The 22,484-nt window shown below is 70.3% G+C and carries 17 protein-coding genes; 5 read left to right on the forward strand and 12 right to left on the reverse strand.

Annotated elements, in window-relative coordinates; translation table 11 throughout:
* Nucleotides 1-266 precede the first annotated feature (266 nt).
* From EDF48_RS05765 to dut, 6 genes are all read right to left on the reverse strand, one after another.
* Nucleotides 267-1,001, reverse strand: a complete 735-nt coding sequence (locus tag EDF48_RS05765) for a hypothetical protein (RefSeq protein WP_123938168.1) — start codon at nt 999-1,001, stop codon at nt 267-269.
* Nucleotides 1,002-1,069: 68 nt separating this feature from the next.
* A complete protein-coding gene (dxs, locus tag EDF48_RS05770; RefSeq protein ID WP_123938169.1) occupies nt 1,070-3,001 on the reverse strand; it encodes a 1-deoxy-D-xylulose-5-phosphate synthase in 1,932 nt (643 codons plus the stop codon).
* Between the two features lie 200 nt (nt 3,002-3,201).
* Nucleotides 3,202-6,018: an aconitate hydratase AcnA gene (gene acnA, locus EDF48_RS05775; RefSeq protein ID WP_123292691.1), complete on the reverse strand. Its 2,817-nt coding sequence runs from the start codon at nt 6,016-6,018 to the stop codon at nt 3,202-3,204.
* Nucleotides 6,019-6,147: 129 nt separating this feature from the next.
* Nucleotides 6,148-6,939 (reverse strand): DUF3159 domain-containing protein, encoded by a 792-nt coding sequence (locus EDF48_RS05780; protein ID WP_131878731.1) that lies wholly within the window; start codon nt 6,937-6,939, stop codon nt 6,148-6,150.
* A gap of 25 nt (nt 6,940-6,964) precedes the next feature.
* Nucleotides 6,965-7,702, reverse strand: a complete 738-nt coding sequence (locus EDF48_RS05785) for a DUF3710 domain-containing protein (RefSeq protein ID WP_243698048.1) — start codon at nt 7,700-7,702, stop codon at nt 6,965-6,967.
* On the reverse strand, nt 7,699-8,190 hold the full coding sequence (gene dut, locus EDF48_RS05790; protein WP_111086382.1) for a dUTP diphosphatase: 492 nt from the start codon (nt 8,188-8,190) through the stop codon (nt 7,699-7,701). Before dut ends, EDF48_RS05785 begins: the two co-directional genes overlap by 4 nt.
* A gap of 66 nt (nt 8,191-8,256) precedes the next feature.
* On the opposite strand from dut, the gene EDF48_RS05795 reads away from it, so the two are divergent.
* Nucleotides 8,257-8,694: a DUF3093 domain-containing protein gene (locus EDF48_RS05795; RefSeq protein WP_123938171.1), complete on the forward strand. Its 438-nt coding sequence runs from the start codon at nt 8,257-8,259 to the stop codon at nt 8,692-8,694.
* A 29-nt stretch (nt 8,695-8,723) separates the two neighbouring features.
* On the forward strand, nt 8,724-10,826 hold the full coding sequence (locus tag EDF48_RS05800) for an acyltransferase family protein (RefSeq protein ID WP_131878733.1): 2,103 nt from the start codon (nt 8,724-8,726) through the stop codon (nt 10,824-10,826).
* Nucleotides 10,827-10,925: 99 nt separating this feature from the next.
* Here EDF48_RS05800 and EDF48_RS05805 read toward each other — a convergent pair whose 3' ends face one another.
* On the reverse strand, nt 10,926-11,225 hold the full coding sequence (locus tag EDF48_RS05805) for a DUF4193 domain-containing protein (protein WP_031263038.1): 300 nt from the start codon (nt 11,223-11,225) through the stop codon (nt 10,926-10,928).
* Between the two features lie 267 nt (nt 11,226-11,492).
* On the opposite strand from EDF48_RS05805, the gene sepH reads away from it, so the two are divergent.
* Nucleotides 11,493-12,527 carry a septation protein SepH gene (gene sepH / locus EDF48_RS05810; RefSeq protein WP_123292687.1) on the forward strand — a complete coding sequence of 345 codons (1,035 nt, stop codon included), beginning with the start codon at nt 11,493-11,495 and terminating at the stop codon, nt 12,525-12,527.
* Between the two features lie 28 nt (nt 12,528-12,555).
* Here the strand turns inward: sepH and EDF48_RS05815 are convergent, their stop codons facing one another.
* Entirely contained in the window at nt 12,556-13,722 is a 1,167-nt protein-coding gene (locus EDF48_RS05815; protein WP_131878735.1) for a nucleotide pyrophosphatase/phosphodiesterase family protein, read from the reverse strand.
* Between the two features lie 26 nt (nt 13,723-13,748).
* On the opposite strand from EDF48_RS05815, the gene EDF48_RS05820 reads away from it, so the two are divergent.
* Nucleotides 13,749-16,235, forward strand: a complete 2,487-nt coding sequence (locus tag EDF48_RS05820) for a DNA topoisomerase (ATP-hydrolyzing) (RefSeq protein WP_131878737.1) — start codon at nt 13,749-13,751, stop codon at nt 16,233-16,235.
* Between the two features lie 224 nt (nt 16,236-16,459).
* Here EDF48_RS05820 and EDF48_RS05825 read toward each other — a convergent pair whose 3' ends face one another.
* Nucleotides 16,460-18,586 carry a DNA topoisomerase IV subunit B gene (locus tag EDF48_RS05825; RefSeq protein ID WP_131878738.1) on the reverse strand — a complete coding sequence of 709 codons (2,127 nt, stop codon included), beginning with the start codon at nt 18,584-18,586 and terminating at the stop codon, nt 16,460-16,462.
* A 168-nt stretch (nt 18,587-18,754) separates the two neighbouring features.
* On the opposite strand from EDF48_RS05825, the gene EDF48_RS05830 reads away from it, so the two are divergent.
* Nucleotides 18,755-18,979, forward strand: a complete 225-nt coding sequence (locus EDF48_RS05830; protein WP_071255055.1) for a hypothetical protein — start codon at nt 18,755-18,757, stop codon at nt 18,977-18,979.
* A gap of 137 nt (nt 18,980-19,116) precedes the next feature.
* Here EDF48_RS05830 and EDF48_RS05835 read toward each other — a convergent pair whose 3' ends face one another.
* Genes EDF48_RS05835 through EDF48_RS05845 form a run of 3 tightly spaced genes read right to left on the reverse strand, consistent with a single transcriptional unit; the run spans nt 19,117 to nt 22,401 of the window.
* Complete coding sequence (locus EDF48_RS05835) at nt 19,117-19,890, reverse strand: hypothetical protein (RefSeq protein ID WP_131878740.1); 774 nt, start codon at nt 19,888-19,890, stop codon at nt 19,117-19,119.
* The gene (locus EDF48_RS05840) at nt 19,887-21,146 is read right to left on the reverse strand and encodes a MurT ligase domain-containing protein (RefSeq protein ID WP_131878742.1); all 1,260 of its coding nucleotides are present in this window, start codon (nt 21,144-21,146) and stop codon (nt 19,887-19,889) included. The genes EDF48_RS05835 and EDF48_RS05840 overlap by 4 nt, the downstream gene beginning before the upstream one ends.
* A gap of 4 nt (nt 21,147-21,150) precedes the next feature.
* Nucleotides 21,151-22,401, reverse strand: a complete 1,251-nt coding sequence (locus EDF48_RS05845; RefSeq protein ID WP_123292681.1) for an RNA polymerase sigma factor — start codon at nt 22,399-22,401, stop codon at nt 21,151-21,153.
* Nucleotides 22,402-22,484 lie beyond the last annotated feature (83 nt).

Below are 22,484 nucleotides of genomic sequence, written 5' to 3' on the forward strand. Positions count from 1 at the left end.
TACCCGTTCCAGGCCGGTGGGATCAGCCCCTACCTCGACCGCAGTGGTGCGTCCGAGCGCGTGTTCGGTGGGAGCTTCCACGACCCACTGATCGTCGGCCCGGTTTCCCGGTAGCCGGCGCGAGTCCCCCCCCCCCCCCCCCGCACAACCGAAGTCACCCCGAACCGCAGATCGCCGTGGTTCGGGGTGACTTCGGTTGTGCGGCACTGATGCGGGCCGCCGCCGCCAGCATCCCCGACGTCCGCCGCCTCCGACAGCGCCCGCCGTCAACCACCGACGCAGTCGTTGCTGCCGCTGAAGCACGGCGGGACCGACGGCCGTGGTGCCGGCGGCTCGGGCGGCTCGTTGTCGTACGACGTGAAGTACGCGGCGCTGTGCGTCACGACGAGCACGTAGTCCGCCCCGCTCGCCCGGACCGCGTCGTCGCGTCCGTCGACGCCGAGACCCGGTGCGGACTGCACGACGGACGACCCCTCCGACTGCCACAGTCCGAGTGACCCGTCCCAACCGCGGACCCGCACGACCGCGAACCGGTCCTGCCCGAGGTCGTTGCCGAGTGCGATCGACTGCCGCCCACCGATGTCGACCAAGTACGGTGTCGAGCCGTCCGGCTGGATCGCCTGTGCCACGAGGTCCTCGTCGGTCAGGCCGCCCGTGCGCAGCGCCGGTCCGGCGATGCGCACCGCGTCGACCGGTGTGGTTGCACCGTCGATCGTGTACACCGCTCCGGCGTCGATCCGACACGTCGTGCCCGAAGCGGGCTGGAAGAACCCGGAGTTGCTCGCGTGGCCGCACGAGTCCGTCCAGGTGGCATCAACCCGGTGGACTGCGGCGGTGCCCTCCCAGTCGACCACACGGTGCATCGTCTGTCTGGCGCCGACCCGGGCATCTGCACCGAGCTCCGGCGTGACCGTGCCGTCGTTCATCGCTGCGCACCCTGAGGACAGCGCCACCACCGCGAGACCGATCGCCACCGCCGTCGTCCTGAACCCCCGTCGCATGCGGCGATCCTGCCAGACGTCCCCGAGGGACATGCCCCTGTCGGCATGCGTGACCCTCCGCGACCCGCCTAGCGGTCGGCGGACTCCCGCGACCGCGCGGGCTTCGCCTGCGGCAACTTCGTCCCGACGACCTGGTCGATCACGTCGCGGGCGATCGCCTGCGCCGTCAGTCCGACGTCGGCGAGGATCTGCGACCGGGTCGCGTGGTCGATGAACTCGTCGGGCAGCCCCAGCTCGTTCACGCCCGTGTCGACCCCGGCGGCCCGCAGGTCCTGCCGGAGTCGGGTCCCGACGCCACCGACGCGCACGCCGTCCTCGATCGTGATGACGAGCCGGTGCGTCCGCGACAGCTCGATGAGCGAGCCCGGGATCGGGACCACCCAGCGCGGGTCGACGACGGTGACGCCGATGCCCTGCGCCTCGAGCAGCGCCGCGGCCTCGAGCGCCGTCGGCACCATGGAGCCGACGGCCACGAAGAGCACGTCCTCGACGCCGTCCGCAGCGGCGTGCAGCACTTCCACACCATCGTGGAGGCGACGGACGGCGGGGATGTCGGGCCCGACCTGGCCCTTCGACCACCGGAGGACGGTGGGGGCGTCGTCGACGGCGATCGCCTCGCGGAACTCCTCGCGCAGGGTTGCTGCGTCACGCGGTGCGGCGATCCGGATGCCGGGCACGACCTGCAGCAACGCGAGGTCCCACATCCCGTGGTGCGATGGTCCGTCCGGTCCGGTGATGCCGGCACGGTCGAGCACGAACGTCACGCCGGCCTTGTGCAGCGCGACGTCCATCAGCACCTGGTCGAAGGCGCGGTTGAGGAAGGTCGCGTAGAGCGCCACCACGGGGTGCAGGCCGCCGTAGGCGAGACCGGCGGCGGTCGTCACGGCGTGCTGCTCGGCGATGCCGACGTCGTACACGCGGTCGGGGTGCTGCTCCTGGAACAGGTGCAGTCCGGTCGGTCGGAGCATCGCTGCCGTGATCGCGACGACACGGGGGTCCGAATCGCCCACAGAAGCCAGGGTCGACGCGAACACCGAGGTCCACGACGGACCCGACGCGGCGTCGAGCGACTCCCCCGTCTCCGGGTCGATGTGCCCGACGGCGTGGAACTGGTCGGCCTGGTCGCGCAGGGCGGGTTCGAACCCGTGGCCCTTCTCGGTGATCGCGTGCACGATCGTCGGGGCGCCGTAGGCCTTCGCCTGCCGGAGCGCTGCCTCCATCGCACGCTGGTCGTGTCCGTTGACCGGCCCGATGTACTTGATGTCGAGGTTCGAGTACAGCGCTTCGTTGTTCGTGAAGCGCGACAGGAACCCGTGCAGCCCCCCGCGCATCCCGCGGTACACGGCCCGGCCGGGAGCACCGAAGCGATCGGCCACGGCCCGGGAGGTCTCGTACAGCGCCCGGTACTCACGCCGCGTGCGCATGGAGCTGAGGAACCGCGCCATGCCGCCGATCGTCGGAGCGTACGAGCGGCCGTTGTCGTTGACGACGATGACCAGGCGGCGGTCGTTGTCGTCCGAGATGTTGTTGAGCGCCTCCCACGTCATCCCACCGGTGAGGGCGCCGTCACCGACCACCGCGACGACGGTGCGGTCGGTCTGTCCGGTCTGCCCGAACGCGCGGGAGATCCCGTCGGCCCAGGACAGGGACGACGACGCGTGCGAGGACTCCACGATGTCGTGCTCGGACTCGCTCCGCTGCGGGTAGCCGGCGATGCCGCCCCGCTCGCGGAGCTTCGAGAAGTCTTGCCGCCCGGTGACGAGCTTGTGCACGTACGACTGGTGCCCGGTGTCGAACACGAAGGGGTCGTTCGGGGAGTCGAACACCCGGTGCATCGCGAGCGTCAGCTCGACCACGCCGAGGTTGGGCCCGAGGTGCCCACCGGTCTTCGCGACCTCGGCCACCAGGAACCTGCGGATCTCGGCGGCGAGTTCGGTCATCTGCACGTCGGAGAGACGCTTCAGGTCGCGCGGCGACGTGATGCTGCTGAGCAGGCTCACGGGCGCTCCTTTCGTGGGGGCTGTCGGCCCACTCTATTCTCGTGGACTCCCATTCAACCGACCTCGCAGGCTCGGTCGGCGCTGGCGCCGCGCGCCGCTGGCGCGTCGCATCATGCGGAGCGCGCGGGAGGCCCGTGGCGGGTTCGCCACGGGCCTCCAGTCCGTCCTGTGGTCGCGTCAGCGACCCGTGCTCGGCTCGCTCAGACGAGCGACCGGAGCACGTACTGCAGGATGCCACCGTTGCGGTAGTAGTCGGCCTCACCCGGGGTGTCGATGCGGACGACCGCGTCGAACTCGACCGGCTGCTTGCCGGCGGGCGAGTGCTCGCTCGGCGTCGCGGTGACGTGCACGGTCTTCGGGGTCCGGCCTTCGTTGAGCTCGGTCAGGCCCGAGATCGAGACGACCTCGGTGCCGTCGAGCCCGAGGGACTCGACCGTCTCGCCCGCCGGGAACTGCAGCGGGACGACGCCCATGCCGATGAGGTTCGAGCGGTGGATCCGCTCGAAGCTCTCGGTGATGACGGCGCGGACGCCGAGCAGGTTCGTGCCCTTGGCCGCCCAGTCGCGCGACGAACCCGAGCCGTACTCCTTGCCACCGAAGATGACGAGCGGGATGCCCTGCTCCTGGTAGTGCTGCGAGGCGTCGTAGATGAACGACTGCTCGCCGTCGGCGGTCGTGAAGTCACGGGTGTAACCGCCCTCCACGCCGTCGAGCAGCTGGTTGCGCAGGCGGATGTTCGCGAACGTGCCGCGGATCATCACCTCGTGGTTGCCGCGACGCGAGCCGTAGGAGTTGAAGTCCTTGCGGTCCACGTCGTGCTCGGCCAGGTACTTGCCGGCCGGGCTGTCCGCCTTGATCGAGCCGGCGGGCGAGATGTGGTCGGTCGTGACCGAGTCACCGAGCTTCGCCAGCACGCGGGCGCCGGAGATGTCGGACACCGCGTCGGGCTGCATGGTCATGCCCTCGAAGTACGGGGGCTTCCGCACGTAGGTCGACTCCTGGTCCCACTCGAAGGTGTCGCCCGTGGGGGTCGGCAGGTTCTTCCAGCGGTCGTCGCCCTCGAACACGGAGCCGTACTCGTGGGTGAACATCTCGGTGTCGATCGACTCGTCGATGACCTGCTGCACCTCGGCCGCGTCGGGCCAGATGTCCTGCAGGTAGACGTCGTTGCCGTCCTGGTCCTTGCCGAGGGCGTCCTTGTCGAAGTCGAAGTGCATCGACCCGGCGAGGGCGTACGCGATGACCAGGGGCGGGGACGCCAGGTAGTTCATCTTGACGTCGGGGTTGATGCGCCCCTCGAAGTTGCGGTTGCCCGACAGGACGGCGGTGACGGCCAGGTCGTTGTCCTGCACGGCCTGCGAGATCTCCTCGGGCAGCGGGCCCGAGTTGCCGATGCAGGTGGTGCAGCCGTAGCCGACCGTGTAGAAGCCGAGCTGCTCGAGGTAGGTCGTGAGACCGGCCTTCTCGTAGTAGTCGGTGACGACCTTGGAACCGGGGGCGAGCGTCGTCTTGACCCACGGCTTCGAGGTGAGGCCCTTGGCGGCGGCGTTCCGCGCGAGGATGCCGGCCGCCATCATGACGGACGGGTTCGACGTGTTCGTGCACGAGGTGATCGCGGCGATCGCGACGGCACCGTGGTCGATCGTGAACGGGTCGGCCCCGTCCATCGCGACCTTCGTCGGGGCCGAGGCCGTCGACGGGGCGCTCGACACGTAGACGTGCTCGTGCAGGTTGGTGTCCTCGTTGGTCGAGCCCGCGGCGATCGGGTCGGAGGCCGGGAAGGTCTCCTCCACCGCGTCGTCGAGGTCGGTCTGCTCGCTCGGGGTCGTGTAGTTGTTCAGGTCGACCTCGAACTGGTCCTTCGCCTTGGACAGTTCGATGCGGTCCTGCGGACGCTTCGGCCCCGAGATCGACGGCACGACCGTGGAGAGGTCGAGTTCCATGTACTCGGAGTACGCCGGCTCGACCGAGGCGTCGTGCCACAAGCCCTGGGCCTTGGAGTACGCCTCGACCAGGGCGATCTGCGCCTCGTCGCGACCGGTCAGGCGCAGGTAGTCGAGCGTGACGTCGTCGACCGGGAAGATCGCTGCGGTCGAGCCGAACTCGGGCGACATGTTGCCGATGGTGGCGCGGTTCGCGAGCGGGACGGCGCTGACGCCCTCGCCGTAGAACTCGACGAACTTGCCGACGACACCGTGCTTGCGGAGTTCCTGCGTGATGGTGAGCACCACGTCGGTCGCGGTCACGCCGGCCGGGATCTCACCGGAGAGCTTGAAGCCGACGACCTTCGGGATGAGCATCGACACCGGCTGGCCGAGCATCGCTGCCTCGGCCTCGATGCCGCCGACGCCCCAGCCGAGCACGCCGAGCCCGTTCACCATCGTGGTGTGCGAGTCGGTGCCCACGAGGGTGTCCGGGTAGGCGTAGGTCTCGCCGTCGAAGTCACGCGTGTAGGTGACCTTCGCCAGGTACTCGATGTTGACCTGGTGCACGATGCCGGTGCCCGGCGGGACGACCTTGAAGTCCTCGAACGCGGTCTGGCCCCAGCGGAGGAACTGGTAGCGCTCCCCGTTCCGCTCGTACTCGAGGTCGGTGTTGCGCTGGAGTGCGTCCGTGCTGCCGAAGAGGTCGGCGATGACCGAGTGGTCGATGACCATCTCGGCCGGGGACAGCGGGTTGATCTTGTTCGGGTCGCCGCCGATGTCCGCCATCGCCTCGCGCATGGTGGCGAGGTCGACGATGCACGGCACGCCCGTGAAGTCCTGCATGACGACGCGCGCCGGCGAGAACTGGATCTCGGTGTCCGGGTCGGCATCGGGGCGCCAGGAGCCGAGCGCGCGGATCTGCGCCTCGGTGACGTTCTTGCCGTCCTCGGTGCGGAGGAGGTTCTCGAGCAGCACCTTCAGGCTGTACGGGAGCTTCTCGTGCCCGGGCACCGTGTCGATCCGGTGGATCGCGTAGTCGACACCCCCAACCGACAGTGTGTCCTTCGAGCCGAAGCTATTGACTGCAGCCACCGTGCCGCCTCCCTACTGATCGGTTTGCCCTCATCATCGCGGGCCGTGGTCCGTCCCACCAGCAAGGCAAACCTAATCCCGCTGACGCCGGAGCGCCGGACGGGAAAGTCTCTTGATGTCGAGACAACTCTACACCGTGGCGGCGTCGTCCCTCCGCACGAACACGGTGCGGACCAGCAGCCAGGTGACCCAGAGCACGGCGGCGTAGAGCGGGACGCCGAGGATGAGCTTGAGGCCGGCGAGCAGCTCGACCTGCGCGGTGAGGTAGAGCGGCACCTCGACGGCCAGGCGGAGGGCGAAGAGCCCGACCCAGATCCAGGTGGCGACCGTCAGCACACGGCGCTTGACCGGGTCGGCGCGCCAGTCGACGTGCGAGCCGTCCTCGTTCGCCGGCAGCAGGAACCCGACGACGAGACCGATGAGCGGCCAGCGGACGGCCAGCGACACCAGGAGCCCGACCAACCACACCGAGTTGATGATGATCCCCGGGATGAAGTTGCTCTCGGCGCGTCCGGTGATGAGGGCGAGGCCGGCCGACACCGCGACGCCGAGGATCCCGGCGAAGGACATCGTCAGCGACTGTCGCTGCACCAGGCGGAGCACGACGAACACCAGGCCGACGACCACCGGGATCACGACGCTCGGCACGAGCTCCTTCGTGATCGCGTAGACGACGAGGAACGCGAACCCGGGCAGCACCGACTCGGCGAGCCCGCGGATCCCGCCGACGGCTCCGAGCAGCGCACGCCCGGAGGGCGCCTCGCCAGGAGCGACGCGGGCGATGCCCGCGTTCTGCACCGCGTCGCGGAACTGCGAGGAGAACGACGGCGCAGCCGACGCAGCGTCAGGGGTCCCAGCGGACGCGGGCAGGGCTTCGGACCCGGTCGTCTCGGGTCGGTGGGTGTCGTCGTGTTCCGGCACCGTGCCTCCAGGGCGGGTCAGGTCGTCAGATCGCGGTCTGCGTCGACTTCGGCATGTGCAGCGGGATGAGGTCGCGCGGCGGCATCGGCGTCGTGCCGCGCACGACGACGACGCTGCGGAACAGCTCCTCGATCTCGCTCGCGTCGTCGGGCTGCTCAGCGGCCTTGCCGGCGATCACGCCGCGCAGGAACCAGCGCGGGCCGTCGACGCCGACGAAGCGGGCCGGCCGGACGCCGGCGGTGCCGCCGTCACCGTCGACCGCGACCGGCACGGACGCGCGGAGCTCGGGGCCGAACGGGCCGTCGACCTCGGTCACGACACCGCCCTGGCGCTCGATCTGCTCGGCGATCTGTGCGCGGATCTCGTGCCACAGCCCCGTCGAGCGGGGTGCGGCGAACGGCTGGACCTGCAGCGTCGAGTCGTCGTAGTCGAGCCCGACCGCGACGACGCGCTGCGAGCCTTCCTCGACCTCGAGGCGCAGGTGCAGGCCTTCGCGCGGCAGGACCTTCACGCCACCCAGGTCGACGTACGGACGGACCAGGTTCGCCTCGGTCTCGTCGTGCGGGCCGTTCTCGGCACGGTCCTCGGGGGCGGACTTGTCCGTCGGGGCGACCCCGTCGACCTCGTCGAGGTCCGCGTCGGCGTCCGTCGCGATGTCGACCTCGGGGGTCGTGTCCGCGATCTCGACCTCGTCGGCGACGGCCTCGGCCACCTCGACCTCGGCCGCCTCGCCCTCGTCACGCTTGCGTCGACCGAACTTCATGCGCGCGTTCCTTCCTGAACATCATCGGCGGCGCCGGTCACGGCACCGCTCCGGTCACCGTAGCCGGACGAGCCGAAGCCACCCTGGCCCCGGACGCTGTCGGGGAGTTCCTCGACGTGCGTGTACGTCACCCGCGGCACGGGCATGACGATCAGCTGTGCGATCCGGTCACCCACGTGCACCTCGTACGGCTCGGACCGGTCGGTGTTGAGCAGCGAGACCTTGATCTCACCGCGGTACCCGGAGTCGACCGTGCCCGGGCTGTTGACGATGGTGATGCCGTGCTTGGCGGCGAGCCCGCTGCGCGGGACCACGAACGCGGCGTACCCCTCGGGGAGCGCGATCCGCAGCCCGGTCGCGGCCAGGTGGCGCTCGCCCGGCTGCAGCACGAAGGCCTCGGTCGAGACGAGGTCGGCACCGGCGTCGCCGGGGTGGGCGTGTCCGGGGCGGTTCTCCCCGGTCCAGAGGACGTCGACTGGTTCGGTCACGTGTCGAGGGTAGTGCAGAGACGTGACCCGACCGTGACCTGCCCCGAGTCGTGGTCGAATGGACCCGTGACCCTGTACCGCGAACGACTCTGGGCCCCGCCCGCCCTGTACCTGGCGACGGCGCTCGTCATCCCCGCCACCCTGCTCGTGTTCCTGCCCATCAGCGTGCTCGCCGGTGTGCTCGTGGCGATCGGCATGGAGCTCGGCGTCCTCGTGCTCCTGTGGGCACTCGCACCCACCATCGAGGTCACGGACAGCGAGTTCCGCGCCGGCAAGGCGCACCTCCCCCGCGCACTCGTCGGCAGCGTTGAGGCGTTCGAAGGCGCCGAGGCGACCACGCAGCGCGGCCCGAAGCTCGACGCACGAGCGTGGACGCTCTTCCGCGGCTACGTGCGCGGGGTCGTCAAGGTCGAGGTCCGCGACGACGCCGACCCGACGCCCTACTGGCTGGTCAGCGTCCGGCAGCCCACCAAGGTGGTCGAGGCCATGCAACATACGCGCTGACCTGGTATCTCACATGCCAGTCTGGGGTGATGGATCGTTCTCCACCACCCCGTACGAAACCACCCCGTACGAAACCACCCAGTACGAAGCGGATCGATGTCGAGGCCCTGCGCGGCGTCGCGGTCGCCCTGGTGATCGCCGAACACGCCCTCGGCACCCCTGCCGGCGGGTGGCTCGGAGTCGACGTGTTCTTCGTCCTCTCCGGGTTCGTGATCACGCGGAGCCTGCTCGCTGAGCACGTCCGCACCGGCCGCATCGACCTCGTCGGGTTCGCGGTCCGTCGGATCCGGCGTCTCCTCCCCGCCGCGCTCGTGGTCGTCGTCGTCACCGTGTCGGTCGCGGCGGCGCTCTGGTTCCGGCCCAGGTTCGTGTCCGTGCTCGGCGACGCCCTCGCGGCGCTCGTCGGCACGATGAACTGGCATCTCGTCCGGCAGGATGCCGACTACTTCACCGAGACCGCGGCCTCGCCGCTCCGGCACTTCTGGTCGCTGGCCGTCGAGGAGCAGTTCTACGCCGTGTGGCCGGTGCTCCTGCTCGCCGTCCTGGCGGTCTGCGGACGTCGGCGCGCTCGTTTGGTCCCTGTTGTGGTCGCCGCGCTCACGGCCGTCGGGACCGTCGTCGCCGTCGGCGCCGGTCCCGTCACGGACTCTGCCTACTTCCAGACCTGGGCCCGGGCATGGGAGCTCCTCCTCGGAGCGACCGTGGCGACGCTGCCGACCGTGGCGACGCGGTCGACCGTGACCGCGCACCCGACGCCGCGGGCACTGCCGACAGCCGTCACCGTCGGGCTCGGATCGGTCGGCGCGGGTGGCGTCATCATCGGGGTGCTCCTCGCCCCCGTGTCGCCGTTCCCGACGGTCCCGGTCGTCGTCGGGACCGCATTGGTGCTCGTGGCCGGCGACCTGCAGCTCCGGCTCACCGCGGTGCGGTGGATGGTCCGGCCCGTGGTCGCGCTCGGTCGGGTCTCCTACTCGGCGTACCTCTGGCACTGGCCGCTCTTGGTGTTCGCCGCCGTCGTCGCCCCCGGGGCGATGGGTACGGCGGCTGCGGTGACGGTCACACTCGTGCTCGCCACCCTCTCGACGCGGTACGTCGAGGAGCCGCTCCGGACCCGACGTCCCGTCGGGCACCGGCCACGACACCGACAGCGCCTCCGACGGCTCCGACGGCTCCCACTGGTGGTCCCGGCGATCGTGGTCACACTGTCGGTCACCACGATGACCGTCGGGGATCCGGCCTCCGCGGCGCGGCTGCTCGAGCGACCACCCACGAACGCCCCCGAGCGACTCCCGTTCGCGGACGCTCGCGCACTCCGCACCGCCGTGGCCGTCGACGGGCACCCGGACGCCACAGCACTCGCCGCCGGTGCCACCCGCGCCTCCCTGCCGCCCGCCATGCGGGACGGCGGCTGCCTCGTCGGCGTCGGCGAGCCCCTCCGGACGTGCGGCACGACGACCGGGGCCGATGTGCTCGTGGTCGGCGACTCCACCACCGTCGCGTGGTCGCCGACCGTCGTCGGAGCGCTACCGACGGGTACCGCCATCGGCGTGACAGGCGTGGCGAGCTGCAGCGCCGTCATCCCGACACGCGCGGTGCGGCACCGGTGGTCCGATGCCTGTCTGACGGCCAAACGGGCCCTCCACCGGGCGGTCACAGCGGCTGACCCCCGACTCGTGGTCATCAGCGCCGTCACGGGCGAGTACCGGGAGCACCTCGGCGACCTCCCAGCGGGCCGTGCAGCCGCGCTCTGGGAACGGTCGATGGCCGAGACGATCCGCGCGTTCCGCCGCGACCACCGCCGCGTGCTCGTGCTCAGCGCACCCCAGTACGGTCCGGACACATCCACGTGCCCCGACCGGATCCACGGGTTCGGACCGTGCGCCGCTTCGGTCACCCCGGACGCCCGAGCGAAACGCACCTCGGAGGCCGCCGCGGTCCGCTCGAGCGGGCCGGGCGCGGCGTACGTCGACATGGCCGCGTGGTCGTGCAGCAGCGACGGCTCGTCGTGCCCCGCGGTGATCGACGACACGCTCGTCCGGGTCGACCAGGTGCACACCACGAGAGCGTTCGCGGACCGCCTGGTCCCGGTGCTGCGTCGCGCAGTCGACTGGGACGCGTTGCTGCGACGCTGACACGCACAGCTGACGGGAGGCCCGGCGCGCGTCCGCACCGCACCGTACGACGAAGGCCCCGCATCCTGGAGGATGCGGGGCCTTCGGTCATCGGTGCGTCTAGAGCGCTGCGCATTCCGCGCAGACCGGCCCGAGCTTCGACTCGTGGTCGAGCTGGGAGCGGTGCTTCACGAGGAAGCACTCGACGCAGGTGAACTCATCGACCTGCGGGGGCAGCACCACGACGTCGAGGTCGACGTCGCTCAGGTCCTGCCCGGCGAGTTCGAAGCTGCCGGGGTTGTCCGAATCATCGTCGACGACCCCCGACATCTTGTCGGGAACGCGCTCCTTGAGGGCCTCGATCGACTCCGAATCGGAGTTGTCATCGGTCTTCCGGGGGGCGTCGTAATCGGTGGCCATGCCCATCCATTTCTCGTATCGAGAGGTCGTCGCCGGGTGATCGGCGGCGACAGTTTGCACTACGTCCCGCCAGAGTGCAAACCGAGATCTGCGGCGGGTCGTCACGGCGCTGCAACCCGTGACCGGATCGGGACATTCCCGACACCCGTCGCCACTGATGCGCAGACTCCGCGGCACGCCCGTGCGCCTCCGTGGAAACCGTCCGCGACCACTGCATACTCACGGGGTACGACGCACGACCGTACGCGACGCTGGGAAGGCTGGACCATGCAAGACGTGAGAGTCATCGGAGTCGAGGCAGGCGCACTCCTCCTGGCGACCGACGGCGGTACCGAGTTCCGGTTGCCCGTCACGTCCTCGCTGCCGGGGCAGGTGCGTCAGGCCAACCCGGACGCCGGTCCGCAGAAGCGGGTCTCCCCCAAGGACGTCCAGGCCCGCATCCGTGGTGGTGCCGACGCCGCCGACGTCGCGGCCGCGCTCGACGTCGACGTCGAGTACGTCCGACGCTTCGAGGGCCCGGTGCTCGCCGAGCGCGCGTTCGTCCTCGACGCCTCGCACCGCGTCCCGGTGACCCCGGTCGACGACGAGGCCCCCGACACGTTCGGCGCGGCGATCACCGCGAAGCTCGAAGCCGGCGAGGCCACCGCGATCAGCTGGGGCTCGTGGAAGCACCCGGAGAGCGGCTGGCAGGTCCGGGTCCGCTACACCGCGGCCGAGGTCGAGCACGACGCCCAGTGGCGCTTCGACCCGAAGACCTCGACGCTCGTGCCCGACAACGGCGACGCGCACCGGCTCTCGCACACCGACGACGAGGGCATCGCGCCCCGCCTGCGCGCCGTGGAGTACGAGCAGCAGGACGACGACGGCACCCGCTTCGACTCCGGCGCCTTCCGCGTCGAGGAAGAGGACGAGGCCGTCACGAACCCCGACGTCCCCGACCGCGCACCGCTCCGTGCACCGCTGCCCCGCATCGGCCAGGCGGCCGTCGAGGAGCGCGCACCCGGCAACGAGACCGCCGACCTGCTCGAGGCGCTCCGCCGCCGCCGTGGGGAGCGCGAGGCCGCCTCGTTCGGCGAACAGCGTGACGAGCCGGCCCGCGGCACCTCGATCAGCGTCGTCGACATCCCGCTGCAGGGGTTCGAGGACGAGCCCGAGGGCGACACCGTCCCGCCGTCGGCCGACGCCCGTCCGGCATCGGCGCCCGAAGCCGAGGGCCGTGCGGAGCGCAAGAAGCGCAACCGCCGGTCCATGCCGAGCTGGGACGAGATCGTCTTCGGCACCCGCCCGGAGGACCCGGCCTGATCAGCTCGGACTGACCCGCGGCCGGCTGCTACTGCGCGAACGCCCCGGCAAGCCGAAGCGGGACGAACGTCTCCTCGTCGGTCATCGCGCCGTGCTGACCGATCATGCGCTTCGGTACCTCGCCGTCCCGCAGCGCGCGGTCGTCGTTGAACGCCCACGACCCGCGTGCCACGACGATCACGTCGCCGATGCGCGGAACGACCTGTGGCGCGACCGCACCGAACCACCCGGCGGCGATCGCCTCGTCGCGGCTCGCGACGTACGCCTTCTTGCCGTAGCGCGCCCGGAACGCCCCGACCAGCCCGCGCACGTCGGTGCCCGGCGCCACCGTGAGCTGGCGGCACCGCGGATCGCCCGCCACCCCGACGACGTCCGTCAACAGGAGCGGGTCGATGGCGATGTTCGCGTGGTCGGGCACGTCGAGCACACCGTGGTCCGCGGTGACGAGGACGCCGACGTCCGACGCACCGCGGGCGTCGAGGCGGGCGAGCTCGCCGTCGAGCAGCTCGAGCGTCGCCGTCCACCGGTCGGACTGCCACCCGGACTTGTGGCCGATCGAGTCGAGCTCCGGCACGTACAGGTACACGAGCGACCGACCGGTGGCGGTCTCGGCCAGGGCAGCGTCGATGCGCTCCGGGATCGTGTCCGCCGACACGTACCGCGCGCCGCCGAGGACGTTCGCGGTCATGCCCGACGCCCGGTACCGATCGGGGCCAATGACGACGGGGTCGACGCTGAGCTCCGCGGCGCGGGTGAAGAGCGTCTCGGTGAGGAACCAGTCCGCGGGGACCTCGGTGTCCCACCCGCCCAGGAGGTTCATCACGGCGCCGGTGTCCGGGTTCCAGCCGCTGTAGCCGACGACGCCGTGCGTGCCGGGCGACCGTCCGGTGGTCAGGGTGCTCAGCGCCGCGGCTGTCGTGGTCGGGAACCCGCTGCGTAGCTTCTTCGCGGTGCCGGACCCCTTGGCGGCCGTGAGCCAGCGGGCGTGTCCGGCGCGAGCCGACAGCGCGACGCTCCCGAGGCCGTCGACCAGGACGACGATCGCGGAACGGGCGGGACGGAGGGCGATCCGGGCCTCCAGGCCGTGGTCACGCGACCACGCGCCGTCCGCAGCCCCGAGCGCCACGAGGCAACTCGGGAAGACGTCGGCGAGGTTCGCGGCGGCGTCGGGGGCCGTCGGTACGCTTGTTCCCATTCCAACGAGTCTTCCAGAAAGGTGCCATGGCACGCACGGACGCAGTCGGCCTGCCCGACGGTGAGCGCATCGAGGACGTCGACGTCTCCGAGGAGATGCAGGGCTCCTTCCTCGAGTACGCGTACTCCGTCATCTACTCGCGGGCGCTGCCCGATGCGCGCGACGGCCTGAAGCCCGTCCAGCGGCGCATCCTGTACCAGATGGCCGAGATGGGCCTGCGGCCCGACCGGGGGCACGTCAAGAGTGCCCGCGTCACCGGCGAGGTGATGGGCAAGCTGCACCCGCACGGCGACGGCGCGATCTACGACGCGCTGGTGCGGATGGCGCAGCCGTTCACGATGCGCGTGCCGCTGGTCGACGGCCACGGCAACTTCGGGTCGCTCGACGACGGTCCCGCTGCCGCCCGGTACACCGAGGCCCGCCTGGCCGAACCGTCGATGGCGATGACCGAGGGCCTCGGCGAGGACGTCGTCGACTTCGTCCCGAACTACGACAACCAGATCATGCAGCCCGGCGTCCTGCCCGCGGCGTTCCCGAACCTGCTCGTCAACGGTGCGTCGGGCATCGCGGTCGGCATGGCCACGAACATGGCGCCGCACAACCTGGGCGAGGTGGTCGAGGCCGCGAAGCACCTGCTGATGAACCCGCAGGCGACCCTCGAAGAGCTGATGGAGTTCGTCCCGGGGCCGGACCTGCCCTCCGGTGGCACCATCGTCGGGCTCTCCGGGGTCCGCGACGCCTACGCCACCGGGCGCGGCACGTTCCGGACCCGCTCGAAGGTGAGCGTCGAGAACCTCACCCCGCGCAAGGTCGGGCTCGTCGTCACCGAACTGCCGTACCTGGTCGGCCCCGAGCGCGTCATCGAGAAGATCAAGGACGGCGTCCAGTCCAAGAAGCTCGTCGGCATCTCGGACGTCAACGACCTGACCGACCGCAACCACGGGCTCCGGCTCGTGATCGGCATCAAGAGCGGCTTCAACCCCACCGCGGTGCTCGAGCAGCTGTACAAGCACACCCCGCTCGAGGACGGCTTCGGCATCAACAACGTCGCGCTCGTCGGCGGGTCCCCGCGCACGCTCGGGCTGCGCGAGCTGCTCGACGTCTACGTGCAGCACCGGCTGTCGGTCGTCACCCGGCGGTCGGAGTACCGACTCGCGCGTCGTCGCGAGCGGCTGCACCTGGTCGAGGGCCTGCTCATCGCGATCCTCGACATCGACGAGGTCATCCAGGTCATCCGCACCTCGGACGACTCCGAAGCCGCACGGAGCCGGCTCCGTGACGTGTTCGACCTGTCCGAGGTGCAGGCCGAGTACATCCTCGAACTGCGGCTCCGACGCCTGACGAAGTTCTCGCGCATGGAGCTCGAAACCGAGCGTGACCAGCTGCTCGCCGACATCGCTGCCCTCGAGGAACTCCTGGCGTCCGACGAACGGCTCCGTGCCCAGGTCGCGCTCGAGCTCACCGAGGTCTCCGACAAGTTCGCCACCCCGCGCCGCACGCTGCTCACCGAGGCCGACGCCCCCGTCAAGGGCGGTCGCAAGGCCGCGGTCGACCCGGAGTCGCTCCAGGTCGCCGACTCGCCGTGCCGCGTGCTGCTCTCGACCACCGGACGGCTCATCCGCGTCGACATCCCGACGTCGGAGCTCAGCATCGTCCGCGTGCCGAAGCGCTCCAAGCACGACGCCGTCCGGTCCGCCGTGGTGAGCACCGTCCGGGGCCAGGTCGGCGCGCTGACCTCGACCGGGCGGGTCCTGCGGCTCTCCCCCGTCGACGTCCCGGCGGTGCCGCCCGCCGCGGTCCGGCTCGACGCCGGCGTACGGGTCACCGACTTCCTGGTGCTCACCAAGGGCGAGACGGTCGTTGCACTCGTCGACCTGTCCGGCGCGTCGTCGGACTCCCTCGCCATCGGTACCGCGCAGGGCGTCGTGAAGCGCGTCGTCCCCGGAGCCTGGCCCGACAAGCCCGAGTTCGTCGCCATCGGCCTGAAGCCCGGCGACGCGGTGGTCGGCGCTGCCCAGGCACCCGAGTCCGACGACCTGGTGTTCATCAGCTCGAACGCCCAGCTCCTGCGCTTCCCCGCGTCCGGCGTCCGTGCCCAGGGCTTGCCGGCCGGCGGTGTCGCGGGAATGGCGCTGGCGTCCGGGTCCTCGGTGATCTGGTTCGGGTCCGTCGCCCGGTCCGAAGACGCCGTGGTCGCCACCGTGTCCACGACCTCCACGGCACTGCCCGGAACGGACTCCGGTCGCGCCAAGGTCTCCGCCCTGTCCGAGTTCCCCGCCAAGGGCCGGGCGACCCAGGGTGTCCGGGCGCACGCGTTCCTGAAGGGCGAGGACGGGCTCACCGTGGGCTGGGCGGGCATCGCTCCCCCGCACGCGGTCGGCGCGGATGGCGCCGCGCGGACCCTGCCCGACTGGCTGTCGAAGCGTGACGGGTCGGGGGCGCCGCTCGAGGCGGTCATCGGCTCGATCGGTGGCAGTGCTGCGGCGCTCGACGGCACCGCTGGCGACGCGTAGCGCGCGGCAGCCCCTCCCCGCGAAAGCGACAGTGTCCCGCGAACAGTTCGCGGGACACTGTCGCTTCGGCGGCACGGACCGCGCACGGTGGCGGCACCGTGTCGCGCTGGCGGCACCGAGACTCGGGCTGAGCGACCGAACTCGGGGCCCGCAGCCCGAGACGAGTCGCTGAGGCCGAGACTCGGCCCAGCGCCGGCGAGACTCGTGCCAGCGCCGCCGCGCGGCTACGCGTCGATGCGGTCGCGGTCCAGACCCTCGCCGGCCAGGATGAACTCCTTGCGCGGGGCGACGTCGTTGCCCATCAGCAGCTCGAACACCTTCGCCGCGCTCTCGGCGTGCGTGATGTTCACCCGCCGCAGGGTCCGGTGCGCGCGGTCCATGGTGGTCTCGGCGAGCTGGTCGGCATCCATCTCGCCCAGGCCCTTGTACCGCTGGATCGGCTCCTGGTACTTCTTGCCGGTCTTCTCGAGCTTCTTCAGCACGGTCTGCAGTTCCTGCTCGGAGTACGTGTAGAGCGTGTCGTTCGGCTTGCCGCGGTTCACCACGACCACCCGGTGCAGCGGCGGCACGGCGGCGAACACCCGGCCCTGCTCGATCATGGGTCGCATGTACCGGAAGAACAGGGTCAGCAGCAGCGTGCGGATGTGGGCGCCGTCGACGTCGGCGTCGGACATGATGATGACCTTGCCGTAGCGTGCTTGGTCGATCTCGAACGTCCGGCCGGAGCCGGCACCGATGACCTGGATGATCGACGCGCACTCGACGTTCGACAGCATGTCCGACACGGACGCCTTCTGCACGTTCAGGATCTTGCCGCGGATCGGCAGCAGCGCCTGGTACTCGCTGTTGCGGGCGAGCTTCGCAGTCCCCAGGGCCGAGTCGCCCTCGACGATGAAGAGCTCGGTGCCCTCGGTCTCCTGCGACCGGCAGTCCGCGAGCTTCGTCGGCAACGAGGAGTTCTCGAGCGCGTTCTTCCGGCGCTGCGTTTCCTTGTGGGCGCGGGCCGAGATGCGGGTCTTCATCTCGGCGACGACCTTCTCGAGCAGGGTCGCGACCTGGGCCTTCTCGGTGCGTTGCGTCGACGTCAGGATCTCGGTGATGCGCTTCGACACGACCTGGTCGACGATCTTGCGCACCGCCGGCGTGCCGAGGATCTCCTTCGTCTGCCCCTCGAACTGCGGCTCGGGCAGTCGGACGGTCAGCACGGCGGTCATGCCGGCGAGCACGTCGTCCTTGTCGAGCTTGTCCTGCCCGACCTTGAGCTTGCGGGCGTTCGCCTCGACCTGTGCTCGGACGGCCTTGACCAGACCGGACTCGAAGCCGGCCTGGTGTGTGCCGCCCTTCGGCGTGGCGATGATGTTGACGAAGCTGCGGAACACCGTCTCGTAGCCGTCGCCCCACCGCAGCGCGAGGTCCACCTCGCAGGAGCGCTCGACCGAGGTCGACACCATGTGGCCCTTGTCGTCGAGCATCGGGACGGTCTCGGTGAAGGTCCCGGTGCCCTGCACGCGCCAGACGTCGGTGACGGCGGTGTCGGCCGCGAGGTGCTCGACGAACTCGCCGATGCCGCCCTCGTAGCGGAAGCGCTCGACGACCGGGCCGGCCTCGACGGCGGTCCCCGTCGCCTCGGCACGCGCAGCTGCGGCCTCGATCGAGGACACGCGCTCGTCGGTGATCGTGATGCCGAGTCCGGGCACCAGGAACGCCGTCTGCCGTGCCCGGGTGACCAGGTCGTCGGTGCTGAACCGCGCATCGGCGGTGAAGATCTGCCGGTCCGCCCAGTACCGGATCCGGGAGCCCGTGACGCCCTTCTTCACCTTGCCGACCACCCGAAGCTCGCTGCCCGAGGTGAACGGGCTGAACGGGGCGTCCGGACCGATGCCCTCGGCGTCGTCGAACGTGCCGGGCTCGCCGCGGTGGAACGACATGGCGTAGGTCCTGCCGCCGCGGTCGACCTCGACGTCGAGGCGCTCGGACAGGGCGTTGACCACCGAGGCACCGACGCCGTGCAGTCCGCCGGACGCCGCGTACGACCCCGACCCGAACTTGCCACCGGCGTGCAGCTTGGTGAACACGACCTCGACGCCGGTCAGTCCGGTCTTCGGTTCGACGTCCACCGGGATGCCACGAGCGGTGTCGCGGACCTCGACCGAACCGTCGGCGTGCAGCACGACGCCGATCTCGTCGCCGTGCCCCGCCAGGGCTTCGTCGACGGAGTTGTCGATGATCTCCCACAGGCAGTGCATGAGCCCACGGGAGTCGGTCGAGCCGATATACATCCCCGGACGCTTCCGGACCGCCTCGAGCCCTTCGAGGACGGAGAGATGGCGTGCGGAGTAGTCGGAGCTCACCGTCCGATGCTACCGAGCGGCACCGACACCCTCGGCGCGGACACTCGCACTGGGGACAACCGATCCGCGCTCAGCGAAACAGCGCTGCACAATGCATCGTTCTCAGGCATCACGTGTTGAAATGGTGCAACCACCCGGCACCACCTGCGATCCGTGAGGAGCACAGCAATGACCCAGACCGTGCAGGACCCCTCCATCGACGAAGTCAGCAACCACCAGCTGACCGCCGCCGACCGTTGCGACAGCTGCGGAGCGCAGGCCTACATCCGAGCCACCATGTCGAGCGGCGAGCTCTTCTTCTGCGCGCACCACGGCGCCGAGTTCAAGGACAAGCTCGCGGCGACCGCCATCGAGTGGCACGACGAGAGCAGCCGACTCTACGAGTCGAAGTAGCGCGCGAAGGCGCGAGCACAGCAAGACGGGAGGCCCGGTGCCAGCTGGCACCGGGCCTCCCGTCTGTCTGTTGCCCGTCTCAGAACGCGCGGAGACGACGAAGGCCGGGTCCCGTCGGGACCCGGCCTTCGTGAGCGTCACGCGATGCGCTTGAACGCCTTGTCGACGTAACGATCGACCGTCGCGCGCGCCTCGCGTGCGTAGCGGTCGATGGTCGCCGTCTGCTCCGGGTCCGGCGAGTACTCGCGGCCCAGCCGTGCGGCGGCCGCGGCGAGGACACCATCGGTCAGCTGCGGGTTGAGCGGCAGGATCGGACCCTGCGTGTGCGTGCCGAACGACGTGCCGACGATCGCACCCTCGACCGGGGCGCCCGCCTGGTTGCCGCCGCCGGACACGACGTCGGCGAAGGGGGTGACCCCGGCCGCGAGCTCGATCGTGGTGGCGTGGTCCTCGAAGCCGGCGAGCCGCTTCGACGCACCGGGGAGCAGCGGGTACCGGGTCTCGAGGACGAAGTAGTTGACCCGACGTTCGGCACCACGGACGGCTCGTGCGTCGAACACGCCGAACCCGGCGAGCGGAGCACCCTCGGTGGGCACGACCTCGTTCGTCGCCAGGTCGAACCCGCCGCCGACGGCGATGACCGGCACGCCGTCACTCGCGAACGAACGGAGCGGAGCACCGATGCGGGCGACGTCGGCACCGAGTGAACGCATCGCGCTGAGCGGACCGTTGCCGATGACCACGACGTCGGCCGCGGCGGGCAGGTCGTCGCCGGGCGCGTACTCGAGCACCTCGGTGTCGAGGCCGGCTGCGGCGGCACGGCGGACGAGGGCCGCGACGTTGCCGCGGTCCCCCGAGACGCCCATCTGCCGGGGGTAGACGTGCAGGATGGTCAGCCGATCGGCCGTCATGCGGTCTTCTCCATGTCCGGGTGGCCGAGGGCCCTGCGGGCGATCATCATGATCTCGTAGTTGACGATGAAGTTCTTCGTCCCGCTGGTCGTCGACCCGAGCTGCTCCATGTGCTTGATCGCGGCCTCGACGTCGGGGTCGACCCGGCCGATGCGGACACCGGCGTGCTCGAGGGCGATCGCGATCTGCCAGGCCTTGTCACCGGAGACGACGTCCACGTGGTCGAGCTTCGAGAAGTCGATGTCGTAGATCCAGGAGATGTCCGGCGTGCCCTCGTCGATCGCCATGAGGACCTGCTCGGGGCGGTCCGGCAGCGCGTCGAGGTTGAGCTGGAGGCTCGCGGCGTTCTTGAACATCGTGAACTCGGCGGACTCGCCGGCGATCGGGAGTCGCTCCCCGCGGCCGTACGCCGGCTTCATCGTGCCGAAGGCCTTCGTGACGGCGTCGGCGCGGAACTGCGTGCCGAGTGCCGCGCTGGCCGTGGCGGTGGCAGCAGCAGCGTCGACCGCGTAGTGCAGGCCGCGTGCGGGCAGGCGCACCGCGATGTCGGCACCGTCGAACCGGATCGTCGCACCGTCACCGGTGTTCACGACGACCTCTGATTCGGCGACGTTCGGCTGGGCGTCCTGCCGGTCGAAGTCGTCGGCGTTCTGCAGGCCGTTCGGTGCGGCGGCGACGACCTCGGCGCTCGCACCGAAGCGCAGCACCCGCTGGCCGGCCCGCGCTGCGTAGGCATCGAGGAACTGGTCGTCGCGGTTCGTGATCACGTTCGCCGTGGACAGTGCCGCGGTGTCGAGCATCATGTCGGCGACGCGCTCGGTCTCGAAGAACCGGTACAGCTGGTCGACCTGCACGTTGAGCATCGTCACCGTGGACGGCGACAGGATGCCGGCGAGCTCGACCGCGAAGGCCTCGTCGACCTCGAGGATGCCGATGTCCGCCTTCAGGCGACCAGTCAGCGACACCTCGGACAGCAACGCCGACGCGATGCCCTGCGGCAGGTTCGCCCCGGACGGGTTCGTGAAGACACGGAGCCCGTGCGCCCGGACGATGTCCGAGATCATGTGCGTGGTCGTCGACTTGCCGTTCGAGCCGAGCACGAAGACGACGCCGTTCGGGAACTGCTTCGTCACGTGCTGCAGGAAGTCCGGCACGAGCTTGAGCACGATGAAGCCGGGGTACGCGGATCCCCCGCCCCGCGCTCTGGCGAGGGCACGGAGGATCCGCCCGATCAGGATCGGGATGAAGAACCGCATCGGCCTACTCGAGGTAGTCGCGCAGCGACTGCGACCGCGACGGGTGGCGGAGCTTCGCCATCGTCTTGGACTCGATCTGACGGATGCGCTCACGCGTCACGCCGAACGTGTCACCGATCTGGTCGAGGGTCTTCGGCTGGCCGTCACCGAGGCCGAAGCGCATGCGGATGACGCCCGCTTCGCGCTCGGACAGGGAGTCGAGCAGGCTCTCGAGCTGCTTCTGCAGCATGGTGAAGCCCACTGCGTCAGCCGGCACGACCGCCTCGGTGTCCTCGATGAGGTCACCGAACTCGGAGTCGCCGTCCTCGCCCAGGGGCGTGTGCAGGGAGATCGGCTCGCGGCCGTACTTCTGCACCTCGACGACCTTCTCCGGGGTCATGTCGAGCTCGCGGGCGAGCTCTTCCGGAGTGGGTTCGCGACCGAGGTCCTGCAGCATCTGGCGCTGGACACGAGCGAGCTTGTTGATGACCTCGACCATGTGCACCGGGATGCGGATGGTGCGGGCCTGGTCGGCCATGGCGCGGGTGATCGCCTGGCGGATCCACCACGTCGCGTAGGTCGAGAACTTGAAGCCCTTGGTGTAGTCGAACTTCTCGACCGCACGGATCAGGCCCAGGTTGCCCTCCTGGATGAGGTCCAGGAACTGCATGCCACGGCCGGTGTAGCGCTTGGCGAGCGACACCACGAGGCGGAGGTTCGCGCCGAGCAGGTGCGACTTGGCGCGCTGGCCGTCGCGGGCGACCCAGCGCAGCTCACGCTCGGCCGGCTTGGTCAGCCCGGTCGAGTGCTGCAGCTTGTCCTCGGCGAACAGGCCGGCCTCGATGCGCATCGCGAGCTCGACCTCCTGCTCGGCGTTGAGCAGGGCGACCTTGCCGATCTGCTTGAGGTAGTCCTTCACCGGGTCGGCGGTCGCACCCGTGATGGTCGTGGAGTAGACCGGGGCTTCGTCGTCGTCGGTCTGCGAGATGACGAGCGCGCCAGCGGCGACCGCAGCGGCGGCGTCGGGCTTGATCGCCTTGTCGTCGGTGTCCTCGACGTCCTCGGTCGGCTCGTCGGTGGCTTCGTTCGCCTCGTCGACGGGGTCGACCTTCTTCGCCTTCGGGGCGGCCTTCTTGGCCGGGGCCTTCTTGGCGGGGGCCTTGGTGGCGCGCTTCTTCGGCGCGGCGGTTCCCTCGGCGTCCGTGGCGTCCTCTGCCACAGCACCTTCGGGCTGAGTGTCCTTCGTGGGATCGATCGTCGTGCTCCGGGCAGCCATGCGATCACCTCTCTCGTCGTGCCACGTTCGTGGGGTCGTGGCCTCCCTCGCCGCCCAGGGCCCGAGCCGCAGTCCCCCGCGTC

The organism is Curtobacterium sp. PhB191 (assembly GCF_004346515.1).
GTDB lineage: Bacteria > Actinomycetota > Actinomycetes > Actinomycetales > Microbacteriaceae > Curtobacterium.